General features: G+C 70.2%; 12 protein-coding genes and 1 riboswitch. Of the genes, 3 read left to right on the forward strand and 9 right to left on the reverse strand.

Annotation, left to right across the window (positions count from 1 at the left end; genetic code table 11):
* Positions 1-60 precede the first annotated feature (60 nt).
* Complete coding sequence (locus AB0P41_RS21775; RefSeq protein ID WP_365933592.1) at positions 61-1,794, reverse strand: ABC transporter substrate-binding protein; 1,734 nt, start codon at positions 1,792-1,794, stop codon at positions 61-63.
* Between the two features lie 233 nt (positions 1,795-2,027).
* On the opposite strand from AB0P41_RS21775, the gene AB0P41_RS21780 reads away from it, so the two are divergent.
* From AB0P41_RS21780 to AB0P41_RS21790, 3 genes are all read left to right on the forward strand, one after another.
* Entirely contained in the window at positions 2,028-3,047 is a 1,020-nt protein-coding gene (locus AB0P41_RS21780) for a LacI family DNA-binding transcriptional regulator (RefSeq protein ID WP_365933594.1), read from the forward strand.
* Positions 3,048-3,217: 170 nt separating this feature from the next.
* The gene (locus AB0P41_RS21785) at positions 3,218-3,985 is read left to right on the forward strand and encodes an ABC transporter ATP-binding protein (protein WP_356709597.1); all 768 of its coding nucleotides are present in this window, start codon (positions 3,218-3,220) and stop codon (positions 3,983-3,985) included.
* Positions 3,986-4,045: 60 nt separating this feature from the next.
* Positions 4,046-6,577 (forward strand): ABC transporter permease, encoded by a 2,532-nt coding sequence (locus tag AB0P41_RS21790; protein ID WP_365933596.1) that lies wholly within the window; start codon positions 4,046-4,048, stop codon positions 6,575-6,577.
* Between the two features lie 59 nt (positions 6,578-6,636).
* Here AB0P41_RS21790 and AB0P41_RS21795 read toward each other — a convergent pair whose 3' ends face one another.
* The 8 genes from AB0P41_RS21795 to AB0P41_RS21830 form a co-directional block, all read right to left on the reverse strand.
* The gene (locus AB0P41_RS21795; protein WP_365933598.1) at positions 6,637-7,941 is read right to left on the reverse strand and encodes a cyclopropane-fatty-acyl-phospholipid synthase family protein; all 1,305 of its coding nucleotides are present in this window, start codon (positions 7,939-7,941) and stop codon (positions 6,637-6,639) included.
* Between the two features lie 337 nt (positions 7,942-8,278).
* Positions 8,279-9,682: an NAD(P)/FAD-dependent oxidoreductase gene (locus tag AB0P41_RS21800; RefSeq protein ID WP_356709603.1), complete on the reverse strand. Its 1,404-nt coding sequence runs from the start codon at positions 9,680-9,682 to the stop codon at positions 8,279-8,281.
* Between the two features lie 448 nt (positions 9,683-10,130).
* Positions 10,131-11,072, reverse strand: a complete 942-nt coding sequence (locus AB0P41_RS21805; protein WP_365933600.1) for a Ppx/GppA phosphatase family protein — start codon at positions 11,070-11,072, stop codon at positions 10,131-10,133.
* A gap of 49 nt (positions 11,073-11,121) precedes the next feature.
* Positions 11,122-11,682, reverse strand: coding sequence for a DUF501 domain-containing protein (locus AB0P41_RS21810; protein ID WP_365933847.1), 561 nt, complete (start codon positions 11,680-11,682; stop codon positions 11,122-11,124).
* Between the two features lie 64 nt (positions 11,683-11,746).
* Complete coding sequence (locus AB0P41_RS21815) at positions 11,747-12,217, reverse strand: septum formation initiator family protein (protein WP_356709607.1); 471 nt, start codon at positions 12,215-12,217, stop codon at positions 11,747-11,749.
* A gap of 94 nt (positions 12,218-12,311) precedes the next feature.
* A complete protein-coding gene (gene eno / locus AB0P41_RS21820) occupies positions 12,312-13,598 on the reverse strand; it encodes a phosphopyruvate hydratase (protein WP_365933602.1) in 1,287 nt (428 codons plus the stop codon).
* A gap of 361 nt (positions 13,599-13,959) precedes the next feature.
* Complete coding sequence (locus AB0P41_RS21825) at positions 13,960-14,658, reverse strand: transglycosylase family protein (RefSeq protein WP_356709610.1); 699 nt, start codon at positions 14,656-14,658, stop codon at positions 13,960-13,962.
* Positions 14,659-14,830, reverse strand: a riboswitch (cyclic di-AMP (ydaO/yuaA leader). It abuts the gene before it with no gap.
* Positions 14,831-15,120: 290 nt separating this feature from the next.
* Positions 15,121-16,101, reverse strand: a complete 981-nt coding sequence (locus AB0P41_RS21830) for a transglycosylase family protein (protein ID WP_356709612.1) — start codon at positions 16,099-16,101, stop codon at positions 15,121-15,123.
* Between the last annotated feature and the right edge of the window lie 13 nt (positions 16,102-16,114).

Genomic DNA, 16,114 nt, shown 5'->3' on the forward strand with positions numbered 1-16,114 from the left:
CGCCGTACGCGCGCGGTCAGGTGCGCGCGCACGGCGGGGCGGTCATGGAGTCGGTCCCTCTTACTTGGCGGGCTTCAGCTGCGTGAGCGTCTCGAAGCCGCCCATCTCCAGCCAGTTGCGCCACAGGGCCGGCGCGGTCCTGGGAGCTCCCTCGGCGTCCGAGGGCCAGTTCGTCCAGGTGCCGGTGGTGGACTGCGACCAGAGGCCGTTGTACCAGAGCGGGATGATGGGCATCTCGGTCAGCTGGATGTCCTGGATCTTCGACACGGCGGCCTTCATGCCCGCCGTGTCGTCGGTCTTGACCCCGCCGAGTTCCTGCACCAGCTTCCAGGCCTCCTCGTTCTCGTAGCGACCGAAGTTCACCGTGTTCTGCTGCTTCTGGACCGGCAGCTGGAAGATGTAGTCGTAGTACGTCCACGGGGTGTTGGACAGCTGGCGCTCGTTGTTGATCACGAGGTCGAAGTCGCCCTTGCCGCGCCGCTCGTTGAGGGCGTTCTGGTCGGGGAACTCGGTGGTGACCTTGATGCCCGCGTCCTTGGCCCCGGCGGCGATGACCTTGGCCGCCTCCATCCAGTCGGTCCAGCCGGAGGGCACGGCCAGCTTCAGGCTGAGGGCCTTGCCGTCCTTGTTCTCGACGAAGCCGTCGCCGTCCTCGTCCCGGTAGCCGGCCTCCGCGAGCTCCTTCTTCGCCGCGGCGGCGTCGTGCGTGAAGCCCTTCTCCGCGATGAGGGCCTTGTCGTCGAACTGCTCCCACTGCGGCAGCAGGCCGGTCGGGGAGGCCGGCTTGACCAGGTCGCCGTACACACCCTTGACGATCTTCCCGGTGTCGACGGACGCGGCGAGCGCCCGGCGGAAGGCCGCGTCGTCCATCGGCTTCTTGGTCGTGTTGGGCACCAGCCAGGCGGTGTTGGCCGAGAGCATGTACGGGGCCTTGTCGTAGTACGACACGACCTTCTTGCTCTTGATCAGCGAGGACGCGCCGGGCAGGAAGTTGTTGCTGAGGTCAAGCTGGCCCTGACCCAGCTGACCGATCACCACTTCGTTGCTCGGGTTGGAGACGTCGACGATGTAGCGGGGCGCAGGCGTCATGCTCAGCGCCTCGGTGCCCCACCAGTCCTCGCGCCGCTCCCAGACGACCCGGTCCTGGGACTTGCTCTTCAGCTTGTACGCCCCGGTGCCGACCGGCTTGTCGTTGACGCCGTTGAGAATGTCCTCGTCGGTGCGCGAACCCCAGACGTGCTCCGGGACGATCGGCTGGCCGTAGAGGGTGTAGTCCCACTCCTGGTAGCGGGCCTCCTCGAAGGTGAAGCGGACCGTGGAGTCGTCCACCGCCTTCGCGTCGGACAGCCAGCTCCACAGCGAGTGGAAGGCGGCGGCCTCGATCTTGCCCAGCCCGTAGGAGTACGCCACGTCCTTGGCGGTGAGCGGCTTGCCGTCGGCCCAGGTGATGCCCTGGCGCAGCTTCACCTCGTACGTCTTGTCGCCGGTCCAGCTGCCGGACTCGGCGAGCCAGGGCGTCAGCTTCCCCTCGTTCGGGTCGAAGTGGAACAAGGTCTCGTAGACCAGTCCCTTGGTGCCGGTCGCGTGGTCCCAGTTGCGCAGCGGGTTGTAGTTGGCCGGAGGCCCCCACTGGGTGCCGGTCGTGTAGAGCGTCTCGTTGCGCGGCAGCGAGCCGCCCTTGCCGACCGCCCCGCCGGTGCCGCCCGCCCCCGAACCGCCCCCCGTGCATGCGGTCGCGGCGAGCGTGAACACGGCGAGCGCGGTGGTGACCCGCAGCCGGGTACGCGTACCCATAGCCCCTCCTTTTCCCCCGCCGTCCCTGCTGAGCGGAGTCACTGAACCGGGTAAGTGCCGTGAAGGTATGGGGGCGCCGGACCGGTGTCAAGAGTGCGGGAGCGCTCCCATTCGAGCAATTCCACCGCAGTCCTGGAGTGGTCTGGACCGCGCGGGGGAAGACCCAGGTCAGGGGTGTGCGGCAGGCCGGTCCGAGATGCACACCCGGGAGCGAACCGGTTAAGCTGGGCCACATGTCCAAACTCCGCCCCACGATCGCCGACATCGCACGCCGCGCCGGGGTGTCGAAGGTCGCGGTGTCGTACGCCCTGAACGACCGCCCCGGGGTCTCCCCCGCGACCCGCGCGTCCATCAAGGCCATCGCGAAGGAGATCGGCTGGCGCCCCAACAGCGCGGCCCGCGCGCTCACCCGTGCCCGCGCCGACACCGTGGGGCTCGCGCTGTCCCGGCCCGCCCGGATGCTGGGGGTGGAGCCGTTCTTCATGGAGCTGATAAGCGGCATCGAGACGGAGCTGTCCGCGCGTGGCCGCGCACTGCTCCTCCAGGTCGTCGCCGACCCTGTGCAGGAGCTGGAGGTGTACCGCCGCTGGTGGGGCGAGGGCCGGGTGGACGGGGTGTTCCTCGCCGATGTGCGCTCCCCCGACCCCCGCATCGAGGGCGTCGCCGAGCTGGGCATGCCCGCGGTCGTGATCGGCCACCCCTCGGCGGCCGGCTCCCTCACCCCCGTCTGGTCGGACGACTCGGCGGCCCTGCGGGAGACCCTGGCGTATCTGTCCGCGCTCGGCCACCGCTCCGTCGCCCGGGTGGCCGGGCTGCCCGAGCTGATCCACACCCAGCTGCGCGACCGTGCCCAGCGCGAGATCAGCGCCGAACTCGGTCTGGACGATCCGGTGGTGGTGCACACCGACTACTCAGGCGACGAGAGCGCACGCGCCACCCGCGGACTCATCAGCTCGTCCGCGCGGCCGACCGCCGTCATCTACGACAACGACATCATGGCCGTCGCCGGGCTGTCGGTCGCGCAGGAGATGGGGCTGGACGTCCCCGCCGACCTCTCGCTCGTCGCCTGGGACGACTCCCAGCTCTCCCGCGTCGTGCGTCCCCCGCTGACCGCGCTGAGCAGGGACATCCCCGCATACGGAACCCACGCGGCCCGTACGCTGCTGGCGCTGGTGGCCGACGGCTCCGCCCCCGGTTTCGAGGACGCGGCGGCCCGCCTGGTGCCCCGCGGGTCGACCGCCCCGCCCCGCTGAGCGGCCCGGGGACTCAGGGGCGCTCTCCTACCTCAGGACTACGCCACCGCCCGGCGGGTGCGACTCAAGGGGGCCCCGGGAACGGGCACGGGGGCTGACGACCCGGCGCCCGACGGCGGCGAGGATGGAGAAGTCCCCGTGAAGCTGTCGCACGAACCAGGAGTACCCCTGTGACCACCACCACCGTTCACCGCACCACCGCGGTCGCCGCCCGCGCCACGGAGCTGTCGAAGGTCTACGGCGCGGGTGAGACCCAGGTGATCGCCCTCGACCGGGTGAGCGTGGACTTCCCGCAGGGTGAGTTCACCGCGATCATGGGCCCGTCAGGGTCCGGGAAGTCCACGCTCATGCACTGCGTGGCCGGTCTCGACAGCTTCAGCAGCGGCTCCGTGCGCATCGGCGAGACCGAGCTCGGGACGCTGAAGGACAAGCAGCTCACGCAGCTGCGCCGGGACAAGATCGGCTTCATCTTCCAGGCCTTCAACCTGCTGCCTACGCTGACCGCCCTGGAGAACATCACCCTGCCGATGGACATCGCCGGCCGGAAGCCCGACGCCGCCTGGCTCCAGAAGGTCATCGACATGGTGGGCCTCTCCGAGCGGCTGAAGCACCGCCCCACGGAGCTCTCCGGCGGCCAGCAGCAGCGTGTCGCGGTCGCCCGCGCCCTGGCCTCGCAGCCGGAGATCATCTTCGGTGACGAGCCGACCGGAAACCTCGACTCCCGCTCCGGCGCCGAGGTCCTCGGCTTCCTGCGCAACTCGGTGCGCGAGCTCGGCCAGACCGTGGTGATGGTGACCCACGACCCGGTGGCCGCCTCCTACGCCGACCGCGTGGTGTTCCTGGCGGACGGCGCGGTCGTCGACCAGATGCTGAACCCCACCGCCGACGGGGTCCTCGACCGGATGAAGGCGTTCGACGCGAAGGGCCGCACCAGCTGACGTCCCAGAGGCTGTCGCCCCACCCTTCCGCACTCCGAACTCCCTCCAGGAATTGACGACATGTTCCGTACCGCCGTGCGCAACGTCCTTGCGCACAAGGCCAGGCTGCTGATGACCGTGCTCGCCGTGATGCTCGGCGTCGCCTTCGTCTCCGGCACCCTGGTCTTCACCGACACCCTCGGCAACGCCTTCCGCAACCAGTCGGCCAAGAACTACGACAAGGTGGCCGTCGCCGTCACCACCTGGGCCGAGCGCGGCGACGAGGAGACCCCCGCCGTCGACGAGGCCACACTCGGCAAGATCCGGAAGCTGGACGGCGTGGCCGAGGCCACGGGGCGGGTCTCCGGATTCGCCGGCGTCGCCGACACCGACGGCAAGCTCATCGGCAACGGCTGGTCCAACACCGGTTCCAACTTCTCCCCGGGAACGGACGGCAAGGACAGCCAGTACACGTTCACCGAGGGCACCGGCCCGGTCGAGGCCGGGCAGATCGCCCTCGACAGGGCCTCCGCGGACAAGGGTGACTACCGCGTCGGCGAGAAGGTGCGGGTCGCCACGAACGGGCCGGTGAAGGAGTACACCCTCTCCGGGATCTTCACCACGGAGGACGGCGCCGTGAACGCGGGCGGCAGCCTGGTCCTCTTCGACACGGAGATCGCCCAGCAGCTCTACCTGCGGCCCGGCGAGTTCAAGGACGTCACCGTGACCGCCGCGGCAGGCGCGTCCGACCAGCAGCTGCTGGACGCCGTCAAGCCCCTCCTCCCCGAGGACGCCGAGGCCAAGACGGGAGCGGCCCTCGCGGACGAGGAGGCCGAGATGACCGAGTCCGGCCTCAAGAGCCTCAACTCGATGCTGCTGGCCTTCGCGGGCATCGCGCTCTTCGTCGGTGTGTTCCTGATCGCCAACACGTTCACCATGCTCATCGCCCAGCGCACCAAGGAACTCGCCCTGATGCGCGCCGTCGGCGCCTCCCGCCGGCAGGTCAAGCGGGCCATCCTGCTCGAGGCGGGTGTGGTCGGCGTGATCGCCTCGGTGATCGGCTTCGTCCTGGGCGTCGGGCTCGCGACGGCGCTGCGCTCCGCGATGGGCATGTTCGGCGGTAAGATCCCGGCCGGTCCACTGGTCGTCTCCCCCACCGCGGTCGTCTCCGCCTTCGCCGTGGGCGTGCTGATCACCGTGTTCGCCGCCTGGCTGCCCGCCCGTCGCGCCGCCAAGATCCCGCCGGTGGCGGCGATGAGCAGCGTGCACGCGGTGGCCACCACCAAGTCGCTGGTCGTGCGCAACTCGTTCGGCGCGGTCATCACCCTCGCCGGATCCGCGCTGATCATCGCCGGTGCCGCCCAGGGTGACGAGAACGGCCGGTGGCTCATCGGCGGCGGGGCATTCCTCGCCCTCGTCGGTGTCATCGTGCTCATCCCGCTGCTCTCGCGGCCTGTCATCGCGCTCGCGCGTCCGCTGCTGGGGGGCGTGTTCGGGGTCTCCGGGAAGCTGGCCGCGCAGAACGCGGTCCGCAATCCGCGGCGTACCGGGGCCACCGCCTCCGCCCTCGCGATCGGACTCACCCTGGTCACCGGCATCTCCGTGCTCGGCGTCACGCTCGGCCAGGCCATCGACAAGATGACGACGGACAACATCCGGGCCGACTACATGGTCTCCATGGCCAGCGGCGACGCGCTCGACGAGTCGGCCCTCACCGCCCTGCGCAAGGCTGACGGCGTCACGGCGGCCACCCCCCAGCGGGCCGTCTGGCTCACCGTCGGCGACGAAGAGGGCGTCTCGGCCTCCGGAGTCACCCCGGGCGACGTGGAGAAGGTCTTCGACCTGAAGACGGTCTCCGGCTCGCTGTCGTCACTCAAGGACGGCGAGATCGCCGTCGACCGCAAGACCGCGAAGTCGCACGGCTGGAAGACCGGCGACAGCGTCCCGGTGACGTTCCAGGACGAGAAGAAGGAGACCCTGAAGGTCGGGGCGCTCTACGAGGGCAACGAGTTCCTCTCCCCCGTCCTGATCCCCGAGGACGTCGTCGACCCGCACGAGACCCTCGCCGACTTCCGCGAGGTCTGGCTGACCATGGACGGCGGCCAGAGCGAGGCCAACGAGAAGGCCGTGGTCGACGCGCTCGGCGACAACCCGGCGATGAGCGTCGTGGACCGCCAGGGCATCCGGGACATGTTCGGCGGGTTCATCAACACCGCGCTGAACATCATGTACGCGCTGCTGGCCATGGCCCTGGTCATCGCCGTACTCGGAGTCGTCAACACGCTGGCCATGTCGGTCTTCGAACGCCAGCAGGAGATCGGCATGCTGCGGGCCATCGGTCTCGACCGGCGCAGGGTCAAGCGCATGATCCGGCTGGAGGCCGTCGTCATCTCGCTCTTCGGAGCCGTGGTCGGGGTGGGCCTCGGTACGTTCCTCGGCTGGGCGATCGGCAAGAGCCTGTCCGCCTCGATCCCGGGCTACGCCCTGGTCATCCCGTGGGACCGGCTCGCGGTCTTCCTGGTGCTGGCAGGGCTCGTGGGTGTGCTGGCCTCGCTGTGGCCGGCCCGGAGCGGCGCGAAGCTGAACATGCTGACCGCGATCAAGACGGAGTAGGCGTACGCGTGAGGGCCGGTACCCGCAGCCGCGGGTACCGGCCCTTCGGCGTTCCCGGATCAGGCGTCCGCCGACGCCGTCCAGTCGCGGGCGCGCAGCGGCATGGCCGAACCGCCGCCGTCCCGCGGCCGGACCGCGAGGATCTGGTTGACGCCGATCTTGTTGTGCTCGAAGGAGAGCGCCGAGGCGGCCATGTAGAGCCGCCACACCCTGGCCCGTCCGGGGGAGGTCGCCCGGACGGCCTCCTTCCAGTGCTTCTCCAGGTTGGCCACCCACTGACGCAGGGTCAGCGCGTAGTGCTCCCGGATCGCCTCGACGTCCCGGGCCTCGAAGCCGGCCTCCTCCAGGGTGGCGACGGTGCGGCCCACCGGGGCGAGCTCCCCGTCGGGGAAGACGTAGGAGTCGATGAACTCGTCGATGCGGTAGGCCGACTCGTCCTTCTCGGGCCGGCGGGCGATCTGGTGGTTGAGCAGCCGGCCGCCGGGCCTGAGGAGTGCGTAGAGGTCGTCGGCGTACTCACGGAAGCGGACCGAGCCCACGTGCTCGGCCATGCCGATCGAGGAGATGGCGTCGTAGGGGCCGTCCCTGACGTCCCGGTAGTCCTGGACCCGGATCTCGATCCGGTCGGTGAGGCCCTCCTCGGCGATGCGCTTGCGGGCGAAGGCGGCCTGTTCGGTGGAGAGGGTCACTCCGGTGACCCGGGCACCGTACTCACGGGCGGCGTGGATGGCCATGGAGCCCCAGCCGCAGCCGACGTCGAGGAGGCGGTCGTCCTCCTTGAGCGCGAGCTTGCGGCAGACGAGGTCGAGCTTGTCGCGCTGGGCGTCCTCCAGGGTGGAGCCCTCCTGCCAGTAGGCGCAGGAGTAGACCATGGAGGGGCCGAGGACCATCGCGTAGAAGTCGTTGCCCACGTCGTAGTGGTGGCTGATGGCTTCCTTGTCCCGGCGCTTGGTGTGCAGCGGCCCGGTGCGGCGCCGCACCTCCTCGGCGGGCGGGGGCGGCGGCGGATACGGGCCCGCCAGCTGGACGAGGCCGAGGGCGAAGGCCCGCACCCTGGGGTCGCGGACCGGGTGGACGGAGTCCTTCGCGTCGGCGCCCCGTTCCCAGAGCAGCGAGGCCAGGGCGTCCAGGGTCGCGTAGAGGTCACCGTCGACGTCGATCTCGCCGGCCACCCAGGCGCGGGCGAGACCCAACTCGCCCGGCTTCCACAGCAGTCGGCGCAGGGCGCGGCGGTGGCTCAGGACCAGGGCGGGGGCACCCGGCGGCCCGGATTCACTGCCGTCCCAGGCCCGGATCCGGACAGGCAGGGGTTCTCCCAGCAACTCTTCGGCAAGAGCGGTCAGCCGCGATGCGGCGTCGGCCATGGTGCACACCTCCGTGGTGGTGTTTCCGAACGTGCCTAAATTCGCATATACGCACCCGAACCGGGCCGCGACACCTCGGGGCCGCGGCGAGGTACACCAGCGTCAACGTCTTCCCGCGACCGCGCCATCCCATTCCCGGGCAATGGAAAGGCAAAATAGCTGCATTGGCCATCTAGTTGACGGAGGCCCGGAAAACGCCGGAGGGCCGCCCGCACCACGGACGGCCGGCCCGGAAAACGCCGGAGGGCCGCCCGCACCACGGACGGCCGGCCCGGAAAACGCCGGAGGGCCGCCCGCACCACGGATGGCGGACGACCCCTTCGGTTCCGTACAGGCGCTAGGAGGCCTTGGCCTTTTCGCCGGTCGTGCTCTTGTCGCCGTCGGCCTTGGCCGCGACGGGAGCGGGACTCGGCTTGGCGGCCTCGTAGAACTCCTCGCGCGGAGTCTCCATGGCGCCGAGCGAGACGACCTCGCGCTTCAGGAACATCGCAAGCGTCCAGTCCGCGAAGATCCGGATCTTACGGTTCCAGGTCGGCATGGCCATGCCGTGGTAGCCGCGGTGCATGTACCAGGCGAGACGGCCCTTTACCTTGATCTTCACCTTGCCCATGACGATCATCGCGACGCCCTTGTGCAGGCCGAGACCGGCGACCGCACCCTTGTTGGCGTGGCTGTACTCCTTCTGCGGGAAGCCCCGCATGCCGGAGATGACGTTGTCGCCGAGGACCTTCGCCTGGCGCAACGCGTGCTGGGCGTTCGGCGGGCACCAGGCGTTCGGGTTGCCGGCGCGGCGGCCGACCATGTCCGGCACCTGGGCGTTGTCGCCCGCGGCCCAGATGTAGTCGGTGCCCTGCACCTGGAGCTTCTCGGAGGTGTCCACGTGACCACGCGGGCCGAGCGGCAGACCGAAGCGGGCCAGCGCCGGGTTCGGCTTCACGCCGGCCGTCCACACGATCGTGCTGGAGTCGACCTCGAGGCCGTTCTTCAGCACCACGTGACCGTCGACGCAGGAGTCCATGGAGGTCGAGAGGTAGACCTCGACACCGCGGCTCTCCAGGTGCTCCTTGCCGTACGCGCCCAGCTTCGGGCCGACCTCGGGAAGGATCTTGTCGGCGGCGTCGACCAGGATGAAGCGCATGTCCTCGCGCTTCACGCTCGTGTAGTACTTCGCCGCGTCGCGCGCCATGTCCTCGACCTCGCCGATGGTCTCCGCACCGGCGAAGCCGCCGCCCACGAAGACGAACGTCAGCGCCTTGCGGCGGACGTCCTCATCGGTCGTCGAGTCGGCCTTGTCCAGCTGCTCGAGGACGTGGTTGCGCAGACCGATGGACTCCTCGATGCCCTTCATGCCGATGCCCTGCTCGGCGAGGCCGGGGATCGGGAAGGTGCGGGAGACCGCGCCCATCGCGATGACCAGGTAGTCGAAGGGCAGCTCGTAGGCCTCGCCGACGAGCGGCGCGACCGTGGCGACCTTGCGGTCCTGATCGATGGTCGTGACACGGCCGGTGAGAACCTCTGCCTTCGGCAGGACGCGTCGCAGCGGGACGACGACATGCCGAGGCGAGATGCTGCCGGCAGCAGCTTCGGGGAGGAAGGGCTGGTACGTCATGTACGAGCGCGGGTCGACGACCGTGACGGTCGCCTCCCCATACCGCATCTTCTTCAGAATGCGACGAGCTGCGTACAGGCCTACGTACCCACCGCCTACAACGAGGATCCTGGGACGCTCCGTGGTGCTCATGCCATCGAGTATCCACCCCCCTCGGGGGGCATGCTCGTGAGCCCCTTCACAAGGTATGCGCCACCCTCTGCTACACTTCGCCGCCCACGTGACCCAGGTCATGGTGCGGACGGGGAACCACGACGTTCCGGCGAACGTTGTTCACCACCTGTGAGCTGGCCCTTGAGCCCTGCGGCACGGTGAACCATCCGCCGGGGACACCCCGTCGCCACACCCCCGAAACGCTCCCGCAGCACATCCGCACGGGCCTCCGGGCGGCCCGCACGGCCCTCCGGGAGCAGAACTTCGCCCGGCAGGGCCGAATTCCTTGTGAAGAAGTTCACGAAGTTTGTCGGGGCGCCTCGCGAAAGCCCCCTCCGTACGAGGCCGGAGAGGGCTCCGCGAGCTCAAAGGTGCAGGCCGGAAAGCGTTTGAGCACCGCCTCACCGCGCCGGTGCCCCCGCTGTGATCAGGCCGCCGACCAGGCGATCCCGTCGAGGATGTCGTGCTCGCTGACGACGACCTCCCGCGCACCGGCCCGCTCCATCACCGCGAGCAGGACGAGCGCCCCCGAGGCGATCACATCGACCCGGCCCGGATGCATCGCGGGGATCGCCGCACGCTCCTCATGCGTCGAGGCGAGCAGCCGCGCGGTGATCTCCCGGACCTGCGCGAGCGGGACCCGGGAGTGATGGATCGCCTCCGAGTCGTACTCCTCGAGCCCGAGCGCCATGGCGGCGACGGTGGTGACCGTCCCCGCGAGGCCGACGAGCGTCGCGGCCGAGGAGACCGGCACGGTCTCCTCCGCCAGGTCCAGGGCGGCGCCGACGTCCGCGCGGATCGCAGCGATCGCCTCGGGCGTGGGCGGGTCCACCACCGCCCCGTCCAGCACCAGGTGACGCTCGGTCATGCGTACGCAGCCGATGTCCACGGACCGGGCCGCGCGGACCCGGTCGTCCCCGACCACGAACTCGGTGGAGCCACCGCCGATGTCCACGACGAGATAGGGCTTCTCCAGGTGGTCGCCGCCCACCAGCTCCTTGGTGGCGCCGTCGAAGGAGAGCTGCGCCTCCTCGTCCCCCGTGACGACCTCCGGCTCGACCCCCAGGATGTCCCGGACCCCGCGGACGAACGTGTCGCTGTTCTCCGCGTCGCGGGAGGCCGACGTGGCGACGAACCGGATCCGCTCGGCACCGAGCTCCTCGATCGCGGCCGCGTACTCGCGGCAGGCGCCGAAGGTGCGCTCCAGCGCCTCGGGAGCCAGCCGGCCGGTCCGGTCGACGCCCTGGCCGAGCCGGACGATCCGCATCCGGCGGTCGAGCTCGGTGAACTCTCCGGTGACGGGGTCCACGTCGGCGACGAGCAGCCGGATGGAGTTGGTACCGCAGTCGATGGCGGCAACGCGGGTCATGGGGCTCCTGTGGTCGTACGTGTACCGCGGAGAATCGGGAAGCGGCGCATCAGGAGGCGGCGGGTCCGGAAGCGTCGGCTCCGGCGTCCCCGGAGCCGCACGGCGTGACGCACGGCCCCTTCGCCCACCACTCCGGCAGCATCGCGATCGCCTCGTCGCCCAGCGGGTTGACCCCGGGGCCCGCCGCCAGCGAGTGGCCGACCAGGACGTGCAGGCACTTCACCCGGTCCGGCATGCCGCCCGCGCTCGGGAAGCCCTCCAGGACCTCGATGGCGTCACGGCGCGCGATGTAGTCCTCGTGCGCGGCCCGGTAGGCGGCGGCCAGCTCCGGGTCCGTCGTCAGCCGCTCGGTCATCTCCTTCATGACCCCGTTGGCCTCCAGCGTGCCGATCGCCGACGCGGCACGCGGACAGGTCAGGTAATACGTCGTCGGGAACGGCGTGCCGTCCTCCAGACGGGGCCGCGTCTCGACCACGTCCGGGTTGCCGCAGGGGCAGCGGTGCGCGATGGCGCGCAGCCCGCGCGGCGGCCGGCCGAGCTGGAGCTCGAACGCGGCGATGTCCGCGGCGGTGGGCGTGGTGGATTCGGTCTGCGGAGGGGGCGTGTCCATGCCTGCCTTGAATGTCATCGGTCGGACTGTATGAATCGGTACGTACACGGGGAGGGGCCGGCGCTCATTCGCGGTCCGCGCTGTCGACGCCGTCCCAGAGGTTCGAGTGCCAGGGCCGCCCCGTCGCCCCCGGCTCCCCCCGGCGCACCTCGGCCGCGTCCGGGTCGACCACCGTATAACCGGTCTCGCCGGGCAGCACGTAGTGCAGGTGCTGGCGCGCGAGACGGCGGATGTACGCGTCGTCCTTGAGCCGCGCCTTCTCGTCACGCAGCTCCTCGGTCCGCTCGCGCGCCTCCCGCGAGAGCCTCTCCTGATCGGCGATCTGGTCGCGCTGGGAGATGTACTGCCGCATGGGATAGGCGAGGGCGACCACCAGGGAGCAGACGATCAGCGCCAGGAACGCGGCCCGCCCGGTGAGCCTGGAGCGGCGGGCCTGGCGGCGGTTCTGGGACCGGTAGACGCGGGCCGCCGTCTGCTCACCGAGCAGCCGCAGCCTGGTCGCGGTGGAGAACCGGTCGCGGTCCTTCCCGGCCATGTCTCACGCCTCCCCGTTACGCACGTCCGTCCCCGCACACGGTACGGGACCGGATGCGGGGACGGACGGAGGCTGGTGCTCCGGACTCGGGCTGTCAGCCCTCGAAGCGGAACCGCGGGAACGCCGAACGACCGGCGTACACCGCGGCGTCGTCGAGGATCTCCTCGATGCGCAGCAGCTGGTTGTACTTGGCGACGCGGTCCGAGCGGGCCGGGGCACCGGTCTTGATCTGGCCGCAGTTCACCGCGACGGCGAGGTCGGCGATGGTGACGTCCTCGGTCTCACCGGAGCGGTGGGACATCATGCACTTGAAACCATTGCGCTGGGCCAGCTCGACGGCGTCCAGGGTCTCGGTCAGCGAACCGATCTGGTTGACCTTGACGAGCAGGGCGTTGGCCGAGCCCTCCTCGATGCCGCGGGCGAGGCGCTCGGGGTTGGTGACGAACAGGTCGTCGCCGACGATCTGCACCCTGGAGCCGAGCTTGTCGGTGATGACCTTCCAGCCCGCCCAGTCGTCCTCGTACAGCGGGTCCTCGATGGAGACCAGCGGGTACGCGGAGACGAGCTCCTCGTAGTACTCGGTCATCTCGGCGGCCGAGCGGGACTTGCCCTCGAACTCGTAGACGCCGTCCTTGTAGAACTCGGACGCGGCGACGTCGAGCGCGAGCGCGATGTCGCGGCCCGGGACGTAACCGGCCTCCTTGACGGCCTCGAGGATGAGGTCGAGGGCGGCACGGTTGGACTCGAGGTTGGGGGCGAAGCCGCCCTCGTCACCGAGACCGGTGGACAGGCCCTTGGTCTTCAGGACCTTCTTCAGCGTGTGGTAGATCTCCGCACCCCAGCGCAGGGCCTCGGAGAAGGACTCGGCGCCGATCGGCGCGATCATGAACTCCTGGATGTCCACGTTGGAGTCGGCGTGCGAGCCGCCGTTCAGGATGTTCATCATCGGAACGGGCAGCAGGTGCGCGTTCGGGCCGCCGAGGTAGCGGAACAGCGGGAGGTCGGAGGCCTCGGACGCGGCGTGCGCCACGGCCAGCGAGACACCGAGGATGGCGTTGGCGCCGAGGGAGCCCTTGTTCTCGGTCGCGTCCAGGTCGAACATCGCCTGGTCGATGAGGCGCTGCTCGGTGGCGTCGTAACCGACGAGCTCCGGGCCGATCTGCTCGATCACGGCGAGGACGGCCTTCTCGACGCCCTTGCCCTGGTAGCGGTTGGGGTCACCGTCGCGAAGCTCGATGGCCTCGAACGCACCGGTGGAGGCGCCGGACGGAACAGCAGCACGTCCCGTGCTGCCGTCGTCGAGGCCAACCTCGACCTCGACCGTGGGGTTGCCCCGGGAGTCGAGGATTTCCCTGGCTACGACGACGTCGATGGACGGCACGAGGCATCTCCTTCTGGGATCTGACACTGGTTGTGCAGGGTCACTGTGGCCTTGCGCCACGAGCCTAACCGGCTCGGCGCGCTCCGTCGGCCGTCCGCCCGTCCCCTGGGACGAAAAAGGACCCAAGGGCCTGCATTCCGGGCAAAGCTCCAGAATTCTACTGACGAGTAACCACAACAGTTGAACACTCACTCTTACGGGGAGCCCGAGCCGGCACCCCGTCAGGGGTCCGGACACGGCCCCGGCCCGGCGCGCGGGGGGTCTGCGCGCCGGGCCGGGCTCCGGGGCAGGAGGAAGACCCCGGTTCACTACGACTGCTCCAGGCACCGACCGCTTCAGGTGCCGGCCACCCGGATGCCGGTTACTTCAGGTGGAGCTGCTGACCCGGGAAGATCAGGTCGGCCTCGTCGACGATGTCGTCGTTCAGCTTGAACAGCTTCTGCCAGCCGCCCTTGACCTTCTCCGCGTCGGCGATCTTGCTGAGGGTGTCGCCGGACTTCACCTTGTACTCGCCGTCACCCTTCTCGACCTTCTCGCCGGTCGGGGTGGTGACGGTCTTCGCCGGGGCCTCACGCTTCTCGCTGCGCGTGGTGGGCTGCTCGGCCTTGCGCTCCGGCGCGGCCTGCGGGGCCGTGTCGCCGTTCTTCCCGGAGCCGGAGCCGGTGTCGACGCCCGGGTCCACACCGTCGTTCGTCAGGCCGCCGGCGCCGGCGCAGGCCCAGGCACCCGGGCCCTGGAGGTCGAGGAGCTTCTCGGCCGCGGCTATCTGCTGGTCCTTGGTGGCCAGGTCGGCGCGGGAGGCGTACTGGGTGCCGCCGGCTGCGGCCCAGCTGGACTGCGAGAACTGCAGGCCGCCGTAGTAGCCGTTGCCGGTGTTGATGGACCAGTTGCCGCCCGACTCGCACTGGGCGACGGCGTCCCAGGTGGCGACGGAGGCGGCGGAGGCGCCGGTCGCGCCCATCAGCGGTACGGCGACGGCGGCACCGGCGACACCGGCCAGGGTCGCGACACGGACGGCCTTGGACGGGCGACGGTGCTTGCCCTTGCTGGAAAGCAGCATGGTTCTCCTCACCGACGCCTACGAGGTGAGCTGTCGGGTTCGGGCCTGTGAGTTGCCCGGTCGCCCGCACTCTCGGACGACTTCACCCCCAGCCGGGTCTCCGCCCGTCTTCCGACGGCCGGGTCCGGCACTTACCTGGGTCCCCCGCTCCTGCCTACGGCGCTTTACGCGTCGGTTCCCTTCGGCCGACGGCAGGATTCGGCGTGACGGTCGAAGGTGCCCGCGGTGCGAGCGGCTCCGACCGTAAACACACGCAACCCCCACATTCAAAGATGGACATAACGGCTAATCAGCCCGTAACGGCTCGATGGCGAGTGCCGTTTTCGCAGGTCGGAGCCAATATGGACGGAGCGGACGGGCCGGGCGCGCCAGTTGAAGCAAAGAGACCCATGTCTCACTTACGCATAAGTGGACATAGGCCTCTGAACTGCCCCCGTTTTCGGGGTGTTTTCACGCTTTTGATCAGTTGGCGGCGGCGGTCTCCGCCTCGCTGCCCCGCGCTTCCTGCCCGAGGTCGAGGGTCTGGCCGGGAAGGATCAGATCCGGGTCGGAGCCCAGCTCGTCCTTGTTGTCCGCGTAGAGCGCGGTCCAGCCGCCGGGAAGCTCCTGCGCGTCGGCGATCGCCCAGAGGCTGTCGCCCTCGCGCACGGTGTACGCCCCCTCCGCGCCCTGACGCGCGTCGGATTCACCGCGCGAGGCGTGGCGGCCGGACTCGCGCCCGTCGGCCTCGCCCGGCTCGGCGCTCGCCTCGGGGGCCGGCGTGCCGCGGTGCTTGCCGCCCTTCGCCCCTTCGTCGTCCGTGGCGCCGGACGCCTCGGGGGCCTCGGGGGACGGAGTGGCGGACGGCGTCGCGCCACCCTCTTCGCCCTTGTCCGACCTACCGTCGGACGCGTCCTGGCCGGCCTCGCCCTTCGCGTCGGAGTCCTGCGAGCCGGCGGCGTCGTCCGAGCCGTCCGCCGGGTCCGTCGCCTCGGAGGAAGGCGTCCCGGACGGCGTCGCGGAATCCGAGGGCTCGGCGGAGGGCTCGGCGGACTCCTCACCGCCCGGGTCCACGCCGGGCAGTCCCTCGTCCAGGGAGAGCCCGGAGATCACCGAGCAGCTGGCCCACGCCTGCGGCCCCTTGTCGTCCAGCACCTTCTCCGCGACCGCGATCTGCTGCGAGCGGCTGGCGAGGTCGGCGCGCGGCGCGTACGCCGTGCCGCCGTAGGCCGACCAGGTGTCCTCGGAGAGCTGCAGGCCGCCGTAGTAGCCGTTGCCGAGGTCGGCACTCCACATGCCGCCGCTCTCGCACTCGGCGACCCGGTCCCAGGTCGACGCGTCAGCGGCCTGGGCGCCGCCCGCGCTGAGCAGCGGGATGGCAATGGCCGATCCGGTGACGCCTGCGGCGACGACGATGGCGGGTGCCTGGCGAGGGCGACGGTGTCTGCCGGTCGCGGAGCCCATGGGATTGCCTTCC

This window comes from Streptomyces sp. NPDC079167, from assembly GCF_040686735.1.
In the GTDB taxonomy this organism is placed as follows: Bacteria; Actinomycetota; Actinomycetes; order Streptomycetales; family Streptomycetaceae; genus Streptomyces.